Origin of the sequence: Arthrobacter sp. 'calajunan', assembly GCF_046940185.1 — a bacterium.
GTDB lineage: Bacteria > Actinomycetota > Actinomycetes > Actinomycetales > Micrococcaceae > Glutamicibacter > Glutamicibacter soli.
This window is the reverse complement of the sequence record NZ_JBKZDY010000001.1, coordinates 307,335-330,223: the sequence shown is the minus strand read 5'-3', so window position 1 is coordinate 330,223 and position 22,889 is coordinate 307,335. Positions and strand designations below refer to the sequence as shown.

General features: G+C 62.6%; 15 protein-coding genes. 6 read left to right on the top strand and 9 right to left on the bottom strand.

The window, feature by feature from the left end:
- Positions 1-26 precede the first annotated feature (26 nt).
- The 6 genes from RF641_RS01495 to RF641_RS01470 all read right to left on the bottom strand — a co-directional run bounded on the left by RF641_RS01495 (position 27) and on the right by RF641_RS01470 (position 7,853).
- Positions 27-3,470, bottom strand: coding sequence for a fibrinogen-like YCDxxxxGGGW domain-containing protein (locus RF641_RS01495; protein WP_424572279.1), 3,444 nt, complete (start codon positions 3,468-3,470; stop codon positions 27-29).
- A 20-nt stretch (positions 3,471-3,490) separates the two neighbouring features.
- Entirely contained in the window at positions 3,491-4,261 is a 771-nt protein-coding gene (locus RF641_RS01490; protein ID WP_424572278.1) for a hypothetical protein, read from the bottom strand.
- Positions 4,258-4,965, bottom strand: a complete 708-nt coding sequence (locus RF641_RS01485; RefSeq protein WP_424572277.1) for a glycosyltransferase — start codon at positions 4,963-4,965, stop codon at positions 4,258-4,260. The genes RF641_RS01490 and RF641_RS01485 overlap by 4 nt, the downstream gene beginning before the upstream one ends.
- Positions 4,962-5,411: a PssD/Cps14F family polysaccharide biosynthesis glycosyltransferase gene (pssD, locus tag RF641_RS01480; protein ID WP_424572276.1), complete on the bottom strand. Its 450-nt coding sequence runs from the start codon at positions 5,409-5,411 to the stop codon at positions 4,962-4,964. The genes RF641_RS01485 and pssD overlap by 4 nt, the downstream gene beginning before the upstream one ends.
- Positions 5,412-5,455: 44 nt before the next feature.
- Positions 5,456-6,763 carry a Wzz/FepE/Etk N-terminal domain-containing protein gene (locus tag RF641_RS01475; protein WP_424572275.1) on the bottom strand — a complete coding sequence of 436 codons (1,308 nt, stop codon included), beginning with the start codon at positions 6,761-6,763 and terminating at the stop codon, positions 5,456-5,458.
- A 658-nt stretch (positions 6,764-7,421) separates the two neighbouring features.
- A complete protein-coding gene (locus RF641_RS01470) occupies positions 7,422-7,853 on the bottom strand; it encodes an adenylyltransferase/cytidyltransferase family protein (RefSeq protein WP_424572419.1) in 432 nt (143 codons plus the stop codon).
- 702 nt (positions 7,854-8,555) lie between these two features.
- Between RF641_RS01470 and RF641_RS01465 the strand changes: the two genes are divergently transcribed.
- From RF641_RS01465 to RF641_RS01450, 4 genes are all read left to right on the top strand, one after another.
- Positions 8,556-8,798: a transposase gene (locus RF641_RS01465; RefSeq protein WP_424572274.1), complete on the top strand. Its 243-nt coding sequence runs from the start codon at positions 8,556-8,558 to the stop codon at positions 8,796-8,798.
- Between the two features lie 179 nt (positions 8,799-8,977).
- Positions 8,978-9,334 (top strand): IS3 family transposase, encoded by a 357-nt coding sequence (locus RF641_RS01460; RefSeq protein WP_424572273.1) that lies wholly within the window; start codon positions 8,978-8,980, stop codon positions 9,332-9,334.
- 37 nt (positions 9,335-9,371) lie between these two features.
- On the top strand, positions 9,372-9,704 hold the full coding sequence (locus RF641_RS01455) for a DDE-type integrase/transposase/recombinase (protein WP_424572272.1): 333 nt from the start codon (positions 9,372-9,374) through the stop codon (positions 9,702-9,704).
- A gap of 548 nt (positions 9,705-10,252) precedes the next feature.
- Complete coding sequence (locus tag RF641_RS01450) at positions 10,253-15,973, top strand: DUF4082 domain-containing protein (RefSeq protein ID WP_424572271.1); 5,721 nt, start codon at positions 10,253-10,255, stop codon at positions 15,971-15,973.
- Positions 15,974-16,105: 132 nt separating this feature from the next.
- Here the strand turns inward: RF641_RS01450 and RF641_RS01445 are convergent, their stop codons facing one another.
- The 3 genes from RF641_RS01445 to RF641_RS01435 are packed head-to-tail and all read right to left on the bottom strand — an operon-like array spanning position 16,106 to position 19,182.
- Positions 16,106-17,137, bottom strand: a complete 1,032-nt coding sequence (locus RF641_RS01445) for a hypothetical protein (protein ID WP_424572270.1) — start codon at positions 17,135-17,137, stop codon at positions 16,106-16,108.
- Complete coding sequence (locus RF641_RS01440; protein WP_424572269.1) at positions 17,134-18,444, bottom strand: MFS transporter; 1,311 nt, start codon at positions 18,442-18,444, stop codon at positions 17,134-17,136. Before RF641_RS01440 ends, RF641_RS01445 begins: the two co-directional genes overlap by 4 nt.
- Before the next feature lie 3 nt (positions 18,445-18,447).
- Positions 18,448-19,182: a hypothetical protein gene (locus RF641_RS01435; RefSeq protein WP_424572268.1), complete on the bottom strand. Its 735-nt coding sequence runs from the start codon at positions 19,180-19,182 to the stop codon at positions 18,448-18,450.
- A gap of 273 nt (positions 19,183-19,455) precedes the next feature.
- Between RF641_RS01435 and RF641_RS01430 the strand changes: the two genes are divergently transcribed.
- A complete protein-coding gene (locus tag RF641_RS01430) occupies positions 19,456-20,043 on the top strand; it encodes a DapH/DapD/GlmU-related protein (RefSeq protein WP_424572267.1) in 588 nt (195 codons plus the stop codon).
- Between the two features lie 96 nt (positions 20,044-20,139).
- A complete protein-coding gene (locus tag RF641_RS01425) occupies positions 20,140-22,824 on the top strand; it encodes a WecB/TagA/CpsF family glycosyltransferase (protein WP_424572266.1) in 2,685 nt (894 codons plus the stop codon).
- Positions 22,825-22,889: the final 65 nt, after the last annotated feature.

The following is a 22,889-nucleotide window of genomic DNA, read 5'->3' as shown; positions in this document are numbered from 1 at the left end:
CCGGTCAGCTGCGAATCCCTCCGCTGCTAGAGCAGGCCGAGTTCTTCCAGTTCCATCTTCATCACGTCTTGTGCTTCCTCGCCGCTGACCAGCTGAGCTTCGAGCTCGAAGCTGGCATCCGGAGTCGAGGCATAATTCGAATGGACCTCGGCGGCAACCACGTTGGTTCCCTCGTTCAGGGCGCTGGCCGGGACCACGACTTCAAGCGGTGCGTTCAGTGCCGTGCTGGTCCGCGGCGCCGCCGTCGCGTACGTCCGGTTAGTCAGGGCTGTGGTCGGCAGATTCTTCCGCGCTACCTCCACGCCGTTGACATAGACGGCTATGCCGTCATCGGATCTGGTGGTGATCTTCATTTCCTGGACGTCCGCCAGCTCGCTGACCGTGAAGCTCTTGCCAAAGTAGCTGGTCAAGGGCTTGGTCCCGTCCGCGGTCAGCTCGGTCTCGATCGCCGTGCTGCCCCAGCCCAACGGGGCGCGGCCCTGGGCCCACCCGTCCCCGGCGGCAACCGCCGACATCCAGTTCGCCGCGGGAGCCGTCGTTTCGAACCGATAGTTCCAGGTCGCGCCGGGTTCAATCACCATCGCCGGCTCTGCTTCCGGCGGCGCGGCCGGCGGATCGGGCTGCTGCCCCAGATTTCCGGTCAGCTCCAGGTCGAAGGACGAATTCGGGGTGCTGCGGTAATTCGAGTGGACCTCCGCGCTGACGACGTTGTTGCCGTCCTGCACCGCCCAGCCGGGGACGGTGACTTTCACCGAGTTCGCCAGCGCGGTGCTGGTGCTGGGTGAGGTTGTCGCGTACGAGTTGTAGGCGACGGTTCCGGCACCCATATTGGATCGAAGCACTTCGACTCCGTTGAGGTACACCACGATCCCGTCATCGGCCCTGGTCTCGAATTCAAGATTCGCGACCTTGCTTGCGTCTGCGACATTAAAGGACTTGCGCAGGTGATAGGACAGCGGCTTGGTGCCCTCTGCGGTCAGCGTGGTGCCCAGGCCTGTCGTGCCCCATCCCAGCGGCGCCTTGCCCGAGGCCCATGCTGCATCGTTGAAGGCTGCAGTGGTCCAGTTGGCCGGCGGCGCGCTGTTCTCAAACCGGTAGGTCCAGTTCTCGGCTGGCTGGATGTAGTCGATTGATCCCACCGGAACGGTGTCCACCGTCGCCCGGAACACCTTCGAGGAGGCCGAGCGGTTTCCCGCCGCATCCACGGCGCGAACGAAGTACCGGGCATTGTCAACATGATCGAGCTCGATGCTCGTTCCGGTGGTCGTGGCAATCGTGCGGTCCCCACGCAGCACCTGGTACCGGGTCGGCGATCCGCTGGAGGCGGTCCACGACAGGCTGTCCGTGGTCCCGTCGCTCACGGCTTTGGCCGCCCCCGGTGTCCCCGGAGCCGTTGAATCATTCAGCGCAAACCGGGCAAATCCGCCGGACCATTGCCCTGCCCCACCGGTGCGGACCGAGGAAACAAGGTCACCGCCGCTCCAGAGCACCCCGCGGCTGTCCACGAAGTTGCCCCAGATGCCGTAGCCTCCGCGTCCCTTGATCACCGGATTGAACTGCGGCAGGTAGGCCCCGGTGCTGGCATCCCAGATGCCCACCAGGTTGATCTTGTCAGCTATGGTCCAGTTGGGGCCCGGTCCCGGCCACACCGTTCCGTTCGTGTAGTTCCAGTGGCCGCAGTGGCATCCGGCGTAGATCAGGCCGTTGTGGCCGGTCACGTCCTGGAAGTCGCCGCCGGCGCGGGTGATATTGGTGGAGAGCCGCTGGAACGTGGAGGGATTGAAGCTGAACAAGTTGTGCTCGGATCCTCCGAGCCAGACCCGGCCGCCTTCCTCGGCCACCCCGAACTGGAAGTGCGCCGAGGCGCTGGGCGTCCAGTTCCAGGTGTCGACTGCCGCCCCGGAGCTGGTCCGGATTGCGGCCGCCGCATCGGTGGGAACGCCGTTGGATGCTGTGAAGTACCCGGATGCGTAGAGCCGGTTGCCGTCCTTGGACGGAGCCACGTCGAGGACCGTGCCGTTGAAGGCCGGATTCCAGCTGCGGTCGGCCGTCCCGTCCGCCACCGAGACGCGGGCGGCGGATCGCGCGTAGACCGCGCTGGTATTCGTGCCACCGGTCAAGTGCGTGAACGCGCCGCCAATGTAGAGCCATTGGCCTTGCACGCCCAAGGACCTGACGGAGACCGCGCCGCCGGAGATCCGGTTTTCCATGTTCAGGGTCCATGACGTCGAGGAGGCCCCGGTCGCGGGGTTCAGCGCGACAATCCCTGCGGTGGCCTTGCCATTGGCCGAGGTGAACTCGCCGCCGGCCACCAGCAGCCCATTGGGAAGCGCGGCCAATTCCTTGACCTGCCCATTGAGCACGGGCTTGAACCCCGGCAGGAATTCACCGGTGGTCACGTCGAAGGCGGCAATATATGGTTGCTCTACCCGGCCGGTGCCGCCGGAATTCTTCTGCACGTAGCGGAAGTTGCCGCCAACGAACACCGTGTTGCCAACCTGGGCGAACGTTTGGGCCTCGGTGCGCAATTCACCGCTGCCCGAAACCAGCCCGTTTACGCCCCAGACGGTGGGCATGGCCTCGGTCGACTGCATGGAGCGCTGTTCGTACTTCGGCGTGCCGGCGTCGGGAATGGCAGCAAAACCGGCGTCGGCCTGCACCAGCTTGGGCCGCAGGTACATCTGCGTGAAGGGCCGCGCATTGCCCACGCCGGCGGCAGCGGACCACAGGTAGCTGCTGCTCGCCGTTGTGCCGGCAACGGACGAGCCGAAGGCCCATCCCTGGGTCCAGCCCTGCGTTTGCGCCTCGCTTGTGACGACCCTGGAGGTGCCTTGGCCGGAGCCGAAGGATGCGGTGGTGCCGCCGCTGCCCGTGAGGGCGTCGAACTTGTAGCTGGTTACGGGGGTCTCGGATGAGAACGCCCATGTCCAGCGTTCCCGCTTGCTGGTTTGGAATCGGGCTTCCTGCCAGCTGGTGCCTTCGGTATTCACCGCCCGGCGCAACCGGATTCCATCGCTTAGGGTTTGTGCCGATTGGCCATTGAGCAGGCCGTCGATGGTCGTCGAAGACAGCTGCTTGGGCGCGAATGCCGCGGTGCCGGTGACCGCGGAACGCACCTGGGCGGTGGTTCCAAGCCCCTCATACGTCTCCTTCCAGCCTTCACGGCCGCGGCCGACTAGAACCCAGCCACCGCCGTCCGTGACCTGGTCGCAGTAGAACTGCTCGGGCGCGGCCATGGCCGGAGTCTGCAGCCAATAAATACCGGAGTCAGCCGAGGGGTCGACCTTCTTGGCTTCCCAGCAGGACGCTGCGGCATTGAGTTCGCTAGATCCGTCAAAGGTCGGCGTACCGGCGGCTTGTGCCGGTGGGCTGATGACGCTGAGGCTCGCCGCGACAACAGCGGCAATGGTTGCAGCGCAAAAAGGCAAGCGCAGGCCTGCCGGCCGAGCGGATTTCGTTGCACGTTTCATGGTCTCTACCAAATCTAGAATTAGCAGTTGGGATCTTCAGGGAAAAGATGGTCGACTACCAGGAGCTCGCCATCGTGCTCCTGGAGATCGTAGATGTTCACCGCGGTGCGCGTTCCCGGCTTCGTTTTCGCAGTGACCACGAAGCCGTCGGATTCGGTGACCTGGATATCGCTGGAATCGAGGCACATGTAGACCCGATGCGTCAGGACATCGTCAATCATCAGATCCTCGACCTTTGGTTCCCCGACGATCGAGATCTCACCGGATTGCTGCCAGTTGTTGGTGGCATACTCCGTGAACTGGGCTTCAAGCTCGCCCAAGGCGGCGCCCATGGCAATGCCGGTGTAGTCCGGAGGCGTCGGAATGGGCGCCTCCTCGCTCAACATCTTCTTGCCGAAGTTCGGTGACGTCATCTGCGCGGTCTTTTGGATGAATCCGTCGGTCACCGCGTTTTCCTTGGATTCTGTCTTGCGTGATTTCTTCGGCCACGTCTTCGGTGGCTTGTCGTCCTTGCCAGAAACCTTGGAGGGCTTGAGCGATGCCGAGGCCGAACTTGCCGCTCCTGCGTCTGAGGCTGCAGCCTGCCCCGATCGTTCGGAGGAGCCTTCAGCTTCCCCCGTCGATGCCACCGGCGCCTTCGCATTGGGGCTTGCAGATGCGGCGGTGGCCGGATCTGCGGTCGCCTGGGTAGCCGAGGACGTCGGCGACTGCGCGACACATCCCGTCAAGCCGGCCACGAGCAACGTCACGACGCATACGCGCGAGACCTGGAATCTCTGGCTGGTTCTCATGGCTGCAGCCGATTCTGTATTGCGCGCGCATTGCCTGCAAACTTCGCAGCGAAGGACCTCGTCTTGGCCTTGGCGCCATGCCGCGCTCCGGAACCGTGTTCGCCTGCCGGCGTAGCTCTCCTGGAGCGCAACATGCGCCAAGCCTTCTTCACCAGCTGAGGGTTCCGTGGCTCCTGCATCATCTTCCTGATTTCAGCCTCCAGGGATTGGGTGGCGTTCTCCGGATCGCTGATCCTCGGGCATTTCTGGAATTGTTCCGGATTCTGCAATGCCGCTTCAAGGGAGGTGCGCAATTGGTCCTCCGAATGCACGGCGACCGCTTCCCCGTGCAGCTCCATGGTTTGCGTGAAGGCGATCTGGTGCCCGTCAACGACTTCATGCTTTTCCGGCCATCGGGGTACGGCAATAGGCAGTGCTCCAACTTCACGCGCATCCAATATGGATCCGGGCCCGCCCTGGACAATGACCACTTTCGCCCCTGCGTAGAGGTCCAGCAATTCGTCTCGCGACATGCGGCTGATCCCGAGGGCGTTTTTCGGCGCACGGCTGGCTCCGTGTTGTACGAGGCAAGTCGGACGTTCTTCTTGAATCTCCAGCCAGTCATCCACCCAGTCAATGAGCCTGTTGAAGAGGTGGAGATCCGTCCCGACCGAAACGACGATCTCGGGCTGGACACCATCCAAGGTTTGTTGAAGGGGTGTCATAGCAAATGTCCAATGTTCACGGCGTCAGGATAGAAACGCTTTTGCTCATCCCATTGGACGCAGAACAGATCGCTCAACGGGTAGCAGATGGTGCCACTGATCGTGGGCAAAGTAATGCGGTCGAAGCATTCAATATAGACAGTTCTGATTTTCAAGAACTTGCATACGATGAAAAATGGAACGCTGACCCCGGCGCCGTTCGAAATGACCAAATCAGGCCGGCTCCTGCGCAACGTTGGCCACGCGAGCCAAAAGTTCTTGATGGCGTTCACGGCATTTCTGGTCGTCGGAAAGTAGGCCCAGGTGATGTCCTCACCGTCCAATGACGACATCACCTCGGTTTGCTTGAATGTCACCCACTCGCGTTCCTGCTTATCCCACCACGATCTCAATGAGAGTAATTGGGCAAGGTGACCGCCCGGCGATGTCACAAGTAATACTTTCATCTGCTCCCCCTTTGCAGAATTTATGTACGAAAGGTCCTGGACGCCTAAAGTGCGTCTGCTTTTTCCGTGACGCCCATTTCCAGAGAGCCAGGTTTGGAGGGCCTTTCGCTGTGCCCCTTATGCTTTTGCATGAAAACCAGGCAAATTGATTCCTGGTCGATTCCGTCAAAGAACTCCAGACGACGGTTTACCGCTGCCAGCGGCGTCGCCTGATCGACAATCAAGATGATCGAGTCCAGGAAACTGTCGCAGAGCAAAGCGACCCGAGTATCCTGCACAGCAGGTGGAATTCCAATAAGTACGGCATCCATGCCGGTCCACGAGCTTCGTTCGGATGCGTCGGGCCAGCCGCGGTCGAGCATCTCTGGCGGGACAGATGCCAGAGAAAGACTGTGGCTTCGCTGCCCTCTTGCATCCAGGACTCGTGAGAGCAGCGAGCGGATCCGTGCCTCTTGTGTTCTGCCAAGACTCAGCACGCCCATGGCTTTGTTGTGACTTGTCCCCCGTTGCACAGCTCCCATTTGGGATCTGACAATCCACCGCATTCCTTCAAGATCGGATGGATGACGCAACGTCAGCACCGGCCAGCCTGTTGATTGAGCCAAACGCTTCGCATTGCCTGTTTCCCGGCTCAGGCGATCCCTCACAACGGCGGCAATCAATCCCAGCACGAGACCGCCCGCCAAGCCGGCAGCGGCGTATAGTGCCATGCCCGAATAGGATCGATTTTCAGCAGGTTCCGCGAACCCGATAATTCGCCCAGGATTCTCTGCAACCAGCGATAGATCATTGCGTTGATTGATCAAATCCGAGAGTGCCAAATCGGTGGACGAACCGCCATTTCCGGCCTGGGTCAAGCTTTCTATGCGCTTGTCGATGGCCCTGATGTAGGTGTCCGCCACTTGTGCAGCACCCTCGGCGCGGAATTCCAGGTAGGCGGCCGCCAGGGCATTCGCCTTAGCAGCGGCGCGGTCAGGATCCGTATCCACCACGGTGACGGTTAGTACCTGTGATCCCTGAGGCGCTTCGATACTGGCGTTCTCCGTCAGGGACGCCGCGCTGGCGTCTTGCCCCAGATTTTCCGCTGCCCGTCGTGCAACTTCGCCGGAGCTCAGAATGGCGCGTTCGGTGGTGATGTTGATTTGCTGGCTCGCGGTCGCCGACGAAAACGGGTTCGTAGTCAACGGGTTAACGGTAAGTACTGTTTTTGCCGAATAGCTTGTTCCGTTAATTAGTCCGAAGGCCAGTGCTGCAATCACGGTGATTGTCGCGACGATGCACACCGTCTTCCATCGATAGGCGATGCGCCGCCATAAATCCGATAGCAGCAACTGCTGCTCATTTTCTTGCAATGTGTCCCCCAAACACAGCGGTGACGTGGTTTAGCTAAATAAAAAAGCCGTACACACGTTATTTAATTTCCCAAGTGCTTTCCAGCATATGCACCCCTCCCTCGACCAGCACGGGCAGGTAAGTACTCTATTTACACTCGTTTCGTCAGGTGGTGTACTCGACAACACCCTAAATCTCCCTATACACGAGTAGCTGAGTAGTCCCGAGAGGTATCAGGGCAGTCCTCCTGCGTGCACTCCTTTTCCATAAGAACTACGTTTTGACTACTCAAGCGAGGTTAGTGAACTATAGTCCGCTCGCCCCAGTGAATTGGTGAGGGACTGCAACGAAGGACGAGATCCTGGATACGCTTCGCGCACTTTAATCCTGAAATTCTGTATTGACAGAATCGCAATCCCGTGAGTCGTCATGCAGACGAATCGGCATTCGACTAAGCCCTCGCTACCGGATTCCGGCGTTACCTTGCGGGGCCCTTACGGACGCTCAGGATGCCAGCGCCACGGCGAACCATTGCAAGACGTGGAAAAGCCCGATTCTCATCAGGTCCTATCAGGAGTCACTTCGAAGTGTGCTTAAGGCCGCGAACCGTCGTACCTAAGATGTGGCCGCTCCGCGCTACGATTTCAGCTTGCCGGGATGTCGGCGCTGCTCACCGCGTCACTGGCTACGGGCTACCCGCTCAAAGTTTTCCAAAGCCAGACGAAGCTTTGTCGATGACGTGTGCAACGTATACGGAAGGTACTCAATGTCAACGCCAACCTCGTCGAATCGTTCTTCGAGGTCCAGCCCCTTGGGTGTTCCACGCCAGTCATCGCCCTTGAAGAAAACGGTAAACCGAAGCGAGTTCCATGTATCTAGTTTGTCGGGCAGGGTTTCCAAGATTGCTTCGTCGACGAACTCAATACTTTGGACGATCGCCAGCCGCTCATCCTCCGGAATGAATGGATCGATCCCCTTGTTCTCTTTCAGCATCTTGTCGGCCACAACACCAGCAATAAGGTAGTCGCAGCGTTGCTTCGCCTGCCGCAGAATATTCAGGTGCCCAATGTGGAACAGATCATAGGCGCCAGCTGCGTAGCCGACACGCAAGGATTGCGGCCATTGCCTCTCAGGTACCTGGCCGTGAATTGCCGGAACCGCCGTCCTATTGGCGGTGGCGTCCACCGCGGCACTGAACGTCTCACTAGCCGTCCCCACGGCCAGCGAAGTAACAGATTTTTCCAGAAGCTTTCGATCTGGCGCCTTTTTTGGCAAAGATACGCCGCGAACTTCTGCGACCGGATGTCCATCGCCCAATATCGTCATGTGATTTCAATTCCCCCAGGTAACGCTGGGCCAAAAAGCCACAGCAGCTTCCAACCACAGTAGATTTCAGGGGCGAATTTTACATCGGTTTCGAATACTCGAATTTTGCTTCTAAGCCTAATGTTTTCAAAGGGGAAGCACTCTAGGGATTACTCGAAAGTGGGGCCATTCGGGTTTCTCCGCGCGCCGCAAGGCTCCTCTGGTCCATCCAACTGAAATTGCCTATCCCACCCCAGCGGAGTGCACCTCGAGACGTGTGGCCGGATGCTCAATGGGCCCTCTACTGCTTGTCGCTCAGGATCAATGGAGTTCACGAATGAATTCCGTCGAAGACCGCAGTCGCCCCGCCGAGCTACGTTCACGACCTTCAAGTTTCCAAAACCAGAAGGTACCCACAAATGACGTGATCGCGCGGAATGGACGCGGTCGTGCGTGAAATTCCCCTTATGCTGGGATTGCCTCGGAGAATGAATCGTCCCCGGTTTCATGCCGTTCCTATCTGAGGGAATGGAACACCTGCCCAAGCAGTACACCCCTGAAGTCAAGACCCGCGCCGTCGCCTACGTTCTGGACCGGCTAGACCGATACAAGTCCGTCTACGGTGCCTGCCAGGTCCTCGCCCGGAGGCTGAGCATCGGCGCAGAAACCCTGCGCCGCTGGGTCATCCAAGCCCAGGTCGATGCCGGGGACCGCCCCGGCCCGACCAGCGAGGAGCTCGCCGAGATCTAAGGGCTCAAGGCCAAGGTCAAGGACCTGGAAGAGATCAACGAAATCCTCCGGCAGTCAGCGATTTTCTTTAGCTAAGGGAGCTCGACCCTCGCCGGCCCTAGTCACCGAGTTCATCGACCGGCAACGCGAGTGTGGCTACGCAGTCGGGTCCGTTCTGCCAAGCTCTGGGTTTCCAGGGGTTGAAGGTCTCTGCGCGCACTTACCGCGGCTGGAAACAACGCCAACCGGCCTCCCGTGCCATCACCGACGTCCAGATCCTCAACCTCCTGCACGATGTGCAGCAGCCTGATGAAAAGACCGGCAGGCCTAAGCCTGAGGTGCTTTACGGGCGTCGGAAGATGCAGGCTTGGCTGCAGCGCAACGGTTTCCCTGAAATTTCAAAGCACATCGTGGACCGGCTGATGCGCGAGGCCGGAATGAAGGGTATGGTCAGAGGCCGGAGGGCTGCCACCACGATCCGTACCAAGGAGAAGATTCGGGCCAAGGATCTGCTGAACCGCAACTTCTTCACCGAGCACCCGACAAAGCTTCATTGACGTTACCTATGTTCCGAAGAATAGCGGGTTCACCTACGTGTCATTCGTGATCGATCTGTTCTCCAGGCGGCTTCTGTCTTGGGCGACGTCGACCTCGCTGGATACGACGTTTGAGGAGGAAGTTCTCCGGATGGCGTTATGGCAACGCCGGCATGGTTCGAAATCTCGTAAAATCCCTATTCACGGCGTGATAGTTCACAGCGATGTCGGCAGCGAATATACCTCGCAGCGGTACACGCAGACGCTTACTGAGGAAGGGCTGATCCCATCGATCGGCACCATCGGGGATGCGTTCGACAACGCATCTGCTGACACGGTGATGGGGTTGTTCAAGAACGAGGCCGTGGCCAGGGATTCCTCATTTCGTTAAGATCCGTTAGCGACGAAAACAGACGCGGATGACGTGCTCATGGATTGGGTGCCCTGGTACAACCGGGCCCAAGTGCATTCGACCCTCGGCTATCGGAGCCCGATGGAATTTGGGGAACTCTATTATGATGAAAACACCGGCGCACTACCCGATGTTGCCGCTCGAAAATTAGCGGCATGATTTTCCGGGACGATTCATCCAGTGGCAAGTTCCATACTTCACGGAAACGATGGCAGCGACATCGCATCTCATACCGTCGATACTTCCACGACTTGCGCGAATCAATTCCTTGAACTCCATAGCCAAACTCCAATGGAACAAGAAAAATACTCAGTTATTTCCTGATTCCACGTAATTTATGACCTAATGCTTGCATATAACCGTATGCTGGGCATGCCCCGGAGAATTGCTGATTCGGCGGCATCCACGCTCGCGCGTCGTCAGACGCATCATTGGGGGATGAAATGGGCTTTGTCATAGGGATGACACGCCGCTTTATAAAGACACTCAGCCGGACCGCGCGGATCGCCGCGGCGGCTTGTTCTGCTGTGGCACTGGTCGCCATCGGATTGACGGCGGTTCCCGCAGTTGCGGTAACACCCGGTTGCGGCCCGGACGCCAACGCCATCGTCTGCGAGAACTCCAAACCGGGGACGTCCTTCGAAGAATGGGACATCGACGGTGCAGGGGACGATTCGATCCAGGGATTCGCCACCGACATCAGCGTCAACGTGGGCCAGCGCGTCGATTTCAAGATCGACACGAATGCCAGCGCCTACACCATCGACATCTACCGCACCGGCTGGTACCAGGGATTGGGCGCACGCAAGATCACATCCGTCCAGCCCAGCGCGCAGCTCCCCCAGCGACAGCCTGAATGCCTCAGCGATGTCACCACGGAATTGACCGACTGCGGCTCCTGGGCCGTCTCCGCCTCGTGGAACGTCCCGGCTGACGCCGTCTCCGGCGTCTATCTGGCCAAGCTCACCCGCAACGACACCAGCGGGTCCAGCCACATCACCTTCATTGTGCGCAACGAGGCAAGCACCTCCGACGTGCTGGTGCAGACCTCCGATCCCACATGGCATGCCTACAACCTGTACGGCGGCTCGGATTTCTACTCCGGCGCCGAAAACGGCCGAGCCTTCAAGGTTAGCTACAACCGTCCCTTCGCCACCCGTGCAGGCCTAGAGGCCCGCGACTTCTACTTCGGCGCCGAGTACCCGCTGGTGCGCTTCCTCGAGCGCAATGGCTACGATGTCAGCTACTTCTCCGGCGTGGATACGGACCGGCACGGGCAGCTGCTGAAGAACCACAAGGTCTTCGTCTCGGTGGGGCACGACGAATATTGGTCGGGCAAGCAGCGCAAGAATATCGAGGACGCCCGCGATGCGGGCGTCAACCTCCAGTTCCTCACGGGCAATGAAGGCTACTGGCGCACCCGCTACGAGACGTCGCCCACTGACCAGAAGGACTACCGCACTTTGGTCACCTACAAAGAGACCTGGGCCCACAGCAAGATCGATCCGTCCGCCGAATGGACCGGAACCTGGCGCGACCCGCGCTTCGCCTCTACCGCCAACGGCGGCGGCCTTCCCGAAAACGGATTGACCGGCACCGCCTACGTGGTCAACAGTGGGGATTTGCCAGTGACGGTGGATGCCGAAGAAGGCAAAATGCGCCTGTGGCGCGATACGCCGCTGGGATCGCAGAGCCCCGGGACCAAGACCGAGCTGGCGCCGCACACGGTGGGCTACGAATCCAACGAGGACCTGCCCAACGGCTTCCGCCCGCCGGGATTGATCCACCTGTCCACCACCACCGGCCCGGTGCCCGAATACCTGCAGGACTTCGGCAATACCGTGGCCGCTGGCAATACCACCCACCATACGACCATGTACCGCGCGGCCAGCGGAGCGCTGGTCTTCTCTACCGGCTCCGTGCAGTGGACCTGGGGCCTGGACCAATGGCATGACGGCAACGGCGCGCCCGCTGACTTCCGCATGCAGCAGGCCCAGGTGAACCTGTTGGCCGACATGGATTCGATGCCGACCACCTTGATGGCCGGGTTGGTCATGCCGACCGCACCCAAGGACACCACGGCGCCCACCGTCAACGTGACCACCGCGCCCACCGGTTCGGTGCGCAACGGAGAGAAAATCACCGTCAAGGGCACAGCCAGCGACACCGGCGGCAGGGTCGCCGCCGTGGAGTACTCCTTCGACGGTGGTACTACGTGGAAGGCCGCCCAGGGATCGAGCAACTGGAGCTTCACCGCGGTGCAGGAAGGCAGCGGCGAGGAGCAGCTGCTGGTGCGCGCGGTGGACGACTCCGCGAATTATCCCCAGCAGGCCACCGAAGTGCCGCTGCAGATCACCGGGCCCTACAGCGTCTTCGGCCAACGGGTGCCGGCCACCGCTGATGCCGGCGACTCGGCGGCAGTGGAACTGGGTCTGCGCTTCACCGCGCAGACCGACGGGTACGTGACAGGGGTGCGCTTCTACAAGAGCCGCGCCAACACCGGCACGCACACCGGTACGCTGTGGTCGCTGAACGGCACCGAGCTAGCTACCGTGACCTTCTCCAACGAATCGGCCGAAGGCTGGCAGACCGCCAGCTTCGCCAAGCCGGTGGAAGCGCGCGCCGGAGACGAGTTCGTGGTGTCCTACTACGCGCCGAACGGGCACTACTCGGCCGTCAGCCAGGACTTCGCCTACCGCGGGGCCGAGGCGAACCCGATCAGCGCCGCCGGCGGCTTCGGAGTCCCCTCCGCGGGCCTATTCGTCAGCGGCGCAGGGTTCCCCACGCGGGACTGGGACCGGGCGAACTACTTCGTCGATGCGGTCTTTGAGACCGGTGAATCCATCAGCCTCAGCGCCTACGGCCACTCCCCTGTAGACACCGCACGCAGCGTCCCGACCACCACACCCATCACGGCTACCCTGTCCAAGAAGGTGGATCCCGGTTCGGTCCAGATCACGCTGAAGGACGGCTCGAACACGGCAGTCCCGGGCAGCACCTCCTATGACGCGGCCGCGCGCAAGGCGGTCTTCACCCCGCAGGCGGAACTGGCCAAGGGAACCGCCTACACGGCGCAGGTCACCGCCACCGATACCACCGGCAACCCGGTGAGCAGCGGCGGCACCTGGAGCTTCACCACGGTGCTCGCCACGCCAACGGATCCCAACGACTGCCCGTGCGGCCTGTACCCGGATGCGGAAGTTCCCGCCGTGCCGTCGGTCAATGACGGCCGGCCGGTCACCCTGGGCACCCGCTTCTCCGCCACCGAAGACGGACAGCTGCTCGGACTGGAGTTCTACCGCAGCCCGGGTGAAACCGGCGCGCACACCGGATGGCTGTACTCCGCCTCCGGAGAGCAGCTTGCCGAAGCCACCTTCCCGGATGACTCGGCCGTCGGGTGGCAGTACGCCGCCTTCGACACCCCGGTGGCCATCTCCGCGAACACCGAGTACGTGGCGGCCTACCGCAGCAACGGCATCTACCCGGTCTCCCCCGGTGCACTGGGCAGCTCGATGCAGGTCGGCCCGCTGCGCACCAGCGCTACGGCAGGGCACTACACCTACGGCGACCAGTTCCCGAACTCGATGGTCTCCAGCAGCTACCTGGTGGACGTCCGCTTCCAGCCGCAGGGCAAACCCGTCAGCCTCAGCGAGCGCACCCCTGCCAGCGGCGTCTTCGACGCCCCGGTCGACTCGCAGATCACCGCGGCCTTCAGCCAGCCACTTCAGGCCGGAGCGCAGCTGGAGGTCAGTTCCTCAGGCAACGCCATCGCCGGAACCACTGCGGTGTCACAGGATGCGAAGCAATTGACCTTCACTCCGGCCGCGCCGCTGCCAGCGGCCAGCGTCATCACCGTCGCGCCGAAGGACATCTCCGGCGTGGACACCGGTGTGGCGCAGATCCCCGCCTGGACCTTCCGTACCGCGGGAGGCGGCGAGCAGCTGCGCACCTTCCTGGGCGCCCAGCAGCCGGCCAACCTCGATCCGTCGGATTCCGCGGCGGCCGAGCTGGGCATCCGGCTGACCAGCAGCCAGGACATCGAGGTGCAGGCGCTGCGCTATTACCAGGGCCCGCTGGGATACGGCGAGCACACCGGCAGCGTCTGGGACGCGCAGGGCAACCTGCTGGGCACCGCCCGCTTCCCTGCCACCACCGCCCAAGGATGGCAGACAGCGTTCCTGAGCACCCCGGTCACCCTGTCCGCGGGCGCCGAGTTCACCGTCTCCTACCAGGCGCCCAAGGGCGGCTACGTGTACACCGGGGCGGACTTCGCCAATGGCAAGAGCGACGACGTCCTGTCGCTGAAGGGCTCCAACGGCGTCTTCAGCTACGGCGCCGGGAGCATGCCGAGCAGTTCCTGGAACAACAGCAACTACTTCGCCGACTTGGTCTACCGCAGCCTGTTGGGCTCCGGGCAGCCCAGCGAATCGCCGTCGCCGAGCAGCTCGGCGCCCACCGACCTGCAGGTTGCCTCCCGCAGTCCCGAAGCGCAGGCTTCGTCGGTTCCGACCAGCTCGCCGGTGTCCGCCACGTTCAACCGCGCGGTGGCGGAGGGCTCGGCCCTGTCGCTGAAGCAGGGCGGAACGGCCGTGGACGGCACCTCGGCGCTGGACGCGCAGCGCACCACGCTGACCTTCACCCCGCAGGCCCCGCTGCAGGCGGATGCCGTCTACACCGTGGAATTCTCCATCAGCGGTGAACCGGACGGATTCGTCAACCCGTCTTCCTACTCCTTCAGGACTGCGGCGGCGCCGGAGGATCCAGCGGACTGCCCGTGCGGACTGTTCGGCAACACCGAGACGCCAACCGTCCCGGCCATTGCCGACGGAACGCCGGTGACCCTGGGCACCAGGTTCTCCTCGGATGTCGAAGGCAAGCTAACCGGACTTGAGTTCTACCGGAGCATCGGGGAAACCGGAACGCACACCGGCACGCTGTACTCGACCTCTGGCGAGGTGCTGGCAACCGTCCAGTTCCCGGACACCAATGTCTCCGGCTGGCAGTACGCCGCCTTCGAGACACCGGTTCAGATCCAGCCGAACAACGACTACGTGGCCGCCTACCGCAGCAACGGCACCTACCCGGCCACCCCGGGCAAGTTCGCCGCGGCCGCGCAGACCGGGCACCTGAAAACCGGCGTGCAGGCAGGCCACTACAGCTACGGCACGGGCTACCCGGCCTCCACGGTGACCACCAGCTACCTGGTGGATGTCCGATTCGTCCCGAAGGCCGCGCCGGTCACCGTGACCGAACGCAGCCCGGAAGCCGGGACCTCGAACATCGCCCTGGACAGCACGCTGAGCGCAACCTTCAGCCAGGCGCTGGACAGCGGAGCCTCGCTGAAGGTCAGCGGCCCGGACGGCGAGATCCAAGGGACCTCGCAGCTGAGCCAGCAGGGCACCACGCTCACGTTCACCCCGGCCGCTGCCCTGCCGGAAAGCAGCGTGCTGACCGTGGCACCCCAGAACATCAGCGGGATCGACTCAGGTGCGGTCACCATCGCCCCGTGGACCGTCCACACCGCCGGTGCGGAGATCCAATTGGACTCCTTCCTGGGCGACCAGGTTCCGCAGACGCTGGATCCCCAGGATACCGGCGAGGTTGAACTCGGAATGCACCTGCAGGCCTCCGCGGACCTCACTGTCCACGCCATCCGCTACTACCGCGGCAGCACCGGATCCGGGGCCTCCAGCGGAAGCCTGTGGGACTCCCAGGGCAACCTGCTGGCCACCACGTCCTTCGGGCCGGCCGCAGCTCCGGGCTGGTATACCGCGTACCTGAGCGCGCCGGTGGCGATCAGCTCCGGTGAGCAGTTCACGGTCTCCTACCACGCGCCAAATGGCGGATATGTTGTCACGGGTGCGGACTTCGCCAACGGCAAGAGCAACGCGGCATTGAGCCTGTCGGGCAGCAACGGGTTGTACGCCTACGGCTCCGGAAGCAGGCCGACCAGCTCCTGGAACAACAGCAACTACTTCGCGGACCTGCTGTATTCGGTGACCTCGGCTCCGGCGGCACGACAGGCTGTGGGAGAACCTTCAGCCGCGGAGCAGGCCTCCGACACGCCGGCCGAAAGCACTGCACCACAGACCCAGTCACCGGAGGCATCACAGCCATCCGAGGCTGCTCAGCCAACCGAACCGGCTGCTCCCACCGTGGATGCCACCGAAGCACCCACCCCGACGCCGAGCGACACGTACAGCGCCGTGCAGCAGCCCTCCAGGCCGCCTGAAGCTTCGGAACAGTAGGAGACCCGCGGCCCCCGCGAACGCGGGCACCGCCTGATCATGCGTCACCATAAAACATGCGTGGCCGGGGAGAATCATTCTCCCCGGCCACGCATTCTTTCGTCCCCCGCTCCCTGAACGCCGCCAGGGCAGCTAGCCGGCCGCCCTCACGACCGACGGCGACCACGCGTGCTCAATCAGCAACTCGGGTTCCGCCTCTACGCGGGCATCAATGGCATAGACATCGCTGTCGCCCACTGCCCCGGCGCGCGGAACACCGAAGAGCAACCGCTCGTTGTCCAGCCATTCAAGCTGGTCGTCGAAGCCGTCGCGCAAGCCGATAATGGTTTCCTTGCCTGTGGCCAGGTCCAGCACGGCAATGTCCCAATGCACGGTCGCCCCGGAGCCGGTGCGCCTCTTGTAGGCGACGCGGCTTCGGTCCGGGGATACCGAGGGGCACTCGGCGTTCTCGATCACCGAGGACAGGGTCCTGGCGGAGAAGCTCCCCTTCATCAGCCAGGTTTTCCCCCCGGAAGCGACGGTCACGTAGAACTCGTCTTCGGAGGCGAAGCTGACACCCCAGACGTTGCGGTCCACGGCCGTGAGTTCTTCGCCGTCAACCATCATGGTGAAGTCTTCGAGGTTTCCGTACCCGGTGCCGTCAGCCCTGTTGACCGTGGTCTCGGTGGAGAAGCTCCCGGCTGCGTAGGAATGGCCTGTCACAAATGACGTGGTTGCCACCAGGCCGCCGTCGGAAATGCGGGTGCGGCTCGGGATGCCCGGAAGCGGCAGGGTTTCAACAAGATTCCCCGCGGTATCGAGCACGTCGTTTTCGAAGGTCGTGGGAATTCCGCGACGCGTTTTCATGCAGGAAACCAGTCCTGCACGTTCGGCAACTCGGTCGCAGGAGATCTCCGTCAAGGCGCGCTGTCCCGACGGCGCATCCAATGCGACGGCAGCCATGGCTCCGTAGCCCTCACCCATGGCGGTATTGCGGAAGACGATGCGGTCGCCCTCCGGCATGGTTTCGCGCAGCGCTGCCGCCGAGGCGCCGGTGGTGCGTTCCTGATAGCGCTGGAAGGCCTGCACGCTGTAGGTGCCGGCAGCTCCGAGCACCAGCACCGCAATGGCAATCAGGACCAGGGTGCGTTTCTTTCCCAGACTTTTGGGCTCGGTATCGCTCATATGTTCTCTTCAACTGGCTGGGACGCTTTTCCGAGCAAAAGATACCAAGCCAGCGGGACCACAAGCAACAACAGGCCCGCGACGCCCAGCAGGGCGAGCTCCGCCCCGAACATCACCCAGAGCACGCCGAAGCCCGTGGCGGAGAGCAAGCGGGCAACTGCCACTACCGTCTGCGCCGCGCCGATGCCGGTGGACACGGACCCCTCCGGCGAGAGCTGGCCGGCCAAGGCCGCCAGCACGCCGTCGGTCGCCGCATAGAACAGCCCCAGGGCGGCCAGCGCGGAAACGATGAAGATCAGCGATCCTCCCCCGCTGGCGCACAGGTACGCGAGGGCCAGTGCGAGATGGCCCAAGACGAAAACCGCGGCCCGGGAGGTACGGTCTGCGAGCTTGCCCAGCGGGATGGCCAGCAGCAGGAACACCAGGTTTGAACCGACGAACAGCAGCGGGAACCAGAAGTAGTCCATCGTCCCGTGGGACATCAGTGCCAGGTACACGAACCCGTCTCCGACCGTCAGCAGTCCGAGCAAGCCCGCCGCGCACAGCATCCTGCCCATCCGCCCGCGCGAGAGCATCCGCAGCATGGGCCTGATTTTCAGTGCCCGGATGTTCCGGACCGGTGCCTCCACCGGGTCGGCCTGGGCCTGAGCCGCAGGAACAGGCTTCGCACCCAGCTTGCGGTTGGGCACCACCAGCACGAGTACTGCAACACCGAGAATCGCCACGGCCAAAGACAGCACGAACACGGCCCGGTATCCGTCCGGCACCAGGAGCAGGACGACGAATGCCAGCATCGGGCCCACCGTGGCGCCGATGGTGTCCAGCAGCCGGTGCAGGCCGAAGGAGCGCGCCAGGTGCTCGGGCTGGGAGGCCTGCTGGATCATTGCATCGCGAGGTGCCGTGCGGATCCCCTTGCCCACCCGGTCCACGCCGATCACCGCCGCGATGCCGGCGAAGCCCGTGGCGAACAGCAGCCCGATACGGGCCACCATTGACAGCCCGTAGCCTGCGACGGCGACTGGCTTGGGCCGGCTGGTCTGGTCGGCGGCGTACCCGGCGGCGATGCGGACCAATGCGCTGGCCGACTGGTTCAGGCCTTCGAAGAATCCATAGGCGATCATGGACAGTCCCAGTGCACCGGTGATGTACATGGGAAGGATGGCGGCGACGGATTCCGAGGAGATATCCGTCAGCATGCTCACGATGCCCAGGGCAATGACCGTAGGAGAGGCCTTGAACGCCACCTGGGCGGCCCCCGAGGTATTGGACGCTTTCTTGCTTCTCCAGTCCGAGAGGCTCAGGTACATTCCCTAGTCCTCGACCTTGAAGACGCCGGCGGCGTTGATTTCGGTCAGTCCGGTGGGCAGCTGGTGCAGCGTCACCGTGGCCGTGTCCTGGCCGAATCCTGCCTGCAGCCGGGTGCTCCCGTCAGCGTCGGTACTCGTGCTCGCCAGCCACTGGAGATCCTTGAAGTGCGCCTCGTAGAACGCGAGGACTTCCTCTACGCTCTGCTTGCTTCGCCCCTGGACGCCAACCATGACCAGCGAGGACTGCGCCTCGACCGAGGAGCGTTCAATGGTCGTGGATGACGGCAACGGCATGGCTTCCTTGGGGAATCCCTTGGTCAGCTTCCCTTCCGCTGCCCCCGGCTTCGGGGCCTTCGACAGGGCGGGCTTGCGGGGTTCGGCACTTGGCATCGCGCTGGCAGTTTTCTCAGGATCCTCAGGAAGCTCAAGACGCTCGTCGGTTTGCGTCGGCTGGGGATTCCAGCTTGGACGCGTCGCCTCGACCTTGTCCGACGTGCCCTCTAGCTGCGATGATTTCGCGTCGTCAGGTCCCGACTGTTTTGCCGATGGCGCCGTCGACGCTTCGACGTCACCTGACGGCGAGTCGGCCCCCTTGGCAGCGTCCTCGGCGGCGGCGCTCGATGGTTGCCCGACCGGCGCCAGAGTCTCCGGACGCCCCATCCAGTCCAGCGTAAAAGCGAGCACAAATAGTATTGCCGCCAATGACAGGATCACGGCAATCAAAGACTTGAATTTCATTATTCTCCCCCATGGATATCCCGATCCCCCACGAATGCGGAATATCACCAACACAAGACTAGAACGCATCCTGCCCCGCTGTCGCGCGTGGCAATGCTGCATGACACTCGATTACTACTTGCAGCTACGCTAATCCCACCTATTTGCCACGTTCTTCAACGATTCACATTGTGAAAGTTGCGCGCTGAACCTATCCTCAGAACTTAGAGGAGCCCAACACCGCACTTGCTGGGCACCCATGGCTAATACGGGGCCATACTTGGGGGAAATTACATGTCACATATTGAAAACACCGCTGATGTTTCTGCGGGGGCACGTATCGGTGCCGACGCACGAATTTGGCACTTGGCGCAGGTCCGCGAGGGGGCCGAGATCGGCGCAGGCTGCAACATCGGTCGAGGTGCCTACATCGGCCCAGACGTCATCTTGGGCAAGAACTGCAAAATCCAGAACTACGCGTTGGTCTATGAACCGGCACGCCTTGAAGACGGCGTATTCATCGGGCCAGCCGCCGTACTCACCAACGACCTCTATCCGCGCGCCATCAATACCGACGGCTCGCTAAAAGACGGTTCGGACTGGCATGCAGTCGGAGTCACCCTGCGCGAAGGAGCGTCCATCGGCGCCCGCGCGGTATGCGTCGCGCCTGTCGAAATCGGTGCCTGGGCCATGGTTGCCGCTGGCGCTGTAGTCAACAAGGATGTTCCGGCACATGCACTGATGGTCGGCGTTCCCGCCAAGCAGATCGGCTGGGTAGGAAAATCAGGCCACCGCCTCGTCCTCGACGGCGAAGAATGGGTCTGCCCCGCTACCGGCGAACGCTACCGCGTCGCCGACGAGCAGCTTGCTCCCATCGGCTGAATCAGCCCCGCCTTACATACCTACGTCATACCAGCCCCTGACGTCTGCAGTGGAGTCCTGCGGCCGCGCCCTGGCTGGATTTGCAAGGAGTCAGAAGTGTACTCAACTCATCAGAAAATCAGCCTCGGCGGCATCGTCGTCGATCTGATGGACCAGCCAGCCGCAGTCAAGCAGATCATTGATCATGCCCTGTCCCCCGAGGAATCCGTCGGGCCGCTCTCCGTGGTATCGGCGAATCTGGACCACATCGTGCAATTCGGCAATGACAGCCGGTGGCGCGGAGTACTGGGAGATTCAACTCGAATCACCCGGCCGCTGCGCCCGGGCAGCGACCCGGTGCACGACGCTGCGGAGCGCGGCATGCACTGGTTGACGTTGCTCGACGGCGCCCCCTTGGTAGTCCAGGCCAATCAGATCACCAAGCAGTCTTGGCCCCGTCTGGCCGGCAGCGACCTCATCGGCCCGATCCTCGACGCCGCCGAGCAGGAAAATCTCTCCGTAGGGTTCCTCGGAGGCCAACCACGCGTGCAGCAGCAACTGGCCGCGACGCTGCCGGTAGACAGGCCGCGGCTGAAGGTCTCGGGATTCTGGGCGCCATCACGGGCCGACATCGAGAACCCGCAGGCATCTTTCGAGCTGGCCGAGCAAATCCGCCTCTCGCAGACCGACATCCTGGTTGTGGGTCTGGGCAAGCCACGCCAAGAACTGTGGATGGCCAGTTACGGGGCGCTGACCGGGGCCAAGGTGCTGCTGGCGTTCGGCGCCGTGGTGGACTTCCTTGCCGGCGTGGTCAAGCGATCGCCGGCCTGGGTGAGCGACAACGGGCTGGAATGGGCGTGGAGGCTCAGCTTGGAGCCACGCCGGCTGGCCCAGCGCTACTTGGTCAACGATCCTCCGGGGCTGCTGAAAATCCGCCGCGAACGCGCCTACCTCACGGGACGCATCGAGCCCCGCGAAATCGAGAATCTTCCGCAAGTCCTGGAGCGGCTGCAGACCAAGCCGGGCAAATTCTGTTCCGCCCAGGAACATGCGGACGTAAGCATCCTGATTGTCACCTTCAATAATGCGGATTCGATCCAGGATCTAATTGACAGCCTGCGCAGCGAAGCCCAGAACTTGCATCTGCGGGTTGTGATTTCCGACAACGGGTCACGCGATGAGACGCTCTCCATTCTCAAGGAACACGAAGATGTCCTTGTCCTGGAGAACCGTGCCAACCTCGGCTATGCCGGAGGAATCAACATGGCCCGTACGCTGATCGGCGATTGCGATGCAGTGCTGGTGCTGAATCCCGACCTGACGGTCTCCCCCGGAGCCATCGCCGCACTGACCGCGCGCATGCGCCGGTCAGCCGCGGGAATCGTGGTGCCCAAGCTCCTGGAATCGGACGGGACAACCTACGTATCGCTGCGCCGCGAGCCGAGCTTGACGCGTGCGCTGGGCGACGCGCTGTTCGGAGCCAAACTTTCGTCCAGGCCCGGGTGGACCACCGAGATCGAGTTCGACCCGGAAAGCTACGCCCACCCGCACCAGATCGACTGGGCCACCGGCGCCGCATTGCTGATCGATGCAAAGGTCGAACAGCGGCTCGGTTCATGGGACGAGCAGTTCTTCCTGTACTCGGAGGAGACTGACTACTTCCACCGCGCACGCTCGGAAGGGGCGAAAATCTGGTATGAACCGGCGGCGGTGATGACCCACCAGATGGGGGGTTCGGGAGCTTCGCTGGAGCTCAACGCGCTCATGGCCGTAAACCGGGTGCGCTATGCGCGCAAGCACGGGACTCCGCGACATGCCTCCACCTTCCATGCCCTCGTGGCGTTGCACCATGCGGCGCGGCGCAACAAGCCTGCGCATCAGGGCCTTTTTTTGCGAGTCGCGGATGAGAGTTCCTGGCAGTCGCTGCCCACCGGAACGCAGCCAGTCGACGGCGGAGCTTATTTCCCCCATGGGACGGTGATCATCCCTGCCCACAACGAAGCAAAGGTTATTGCCCGCACCTTGACCCCGCTGGCGCCGCTGGCGGCGGCCGGCACGATCGAAGTCATCGTGGCTTGCAACGGCTGCACCGACAACACGGCGGACATCGCGCGCAGCTTTGCCGGAGTGCGGGTGATCGAATCCACCGTCCCGTCAAAGGTCGTGGCCTTGAACCTGGCGGACGAGTCCACCGAGGTCTTCCCCCGGCTGTATCTGGATGCAGACATCACCTTAACGGTATCGGCGTTGCGCATGACCTTCGAACGCCTGAACCAACCAGGCGCGCTGTCTGCTCGTCCTGCCTTCGAATACGACACCACCGGCGCTGCATGGCCGGTTCGCTCCTTCTACAGGGCGCGCCGCAGGCTGCCGTCGACCAACAGCGCGCTGTGGGGCGCCGGGGCGTACGCCATGAGCGCGTCGGGACGTGCACGGTTCGAGCAGTTCCCGGAGTTCACCGGAGACGACTTGTTCGTCGACCTCCAGTTTGGAGCCGAGGAAAAGCAGATAGTACCGAGCATCCCGGTCAAGGTCTCGACCCCGCGCACCGTCCAGGCGCTGCTGGGCATCCTCAGGCGCAACTACCGCGGGCAGGCGGAGATGTCTTCGGATGCCGCAGTCATGGCCGTTGGGCCGGGAACACTGCAGACTGCCAGGGAACTGGCGCGTTCAATTGCGGGGCCGCGCTCGGCATTTGATGCCGCGGTATATGCGGGCATGGTTGTCTCCGCTCGACTGAAGAACAGGCTCGCTAGAACCACAGATGTCTCGTGGGAACGGGATGAGACCAGTCGCGGCTGAACCCCCGTACGCGGTCCTTGGTACTGGGCCTCAGGGCCCCTACTGAGGAGCGTTGAGAACCCGGG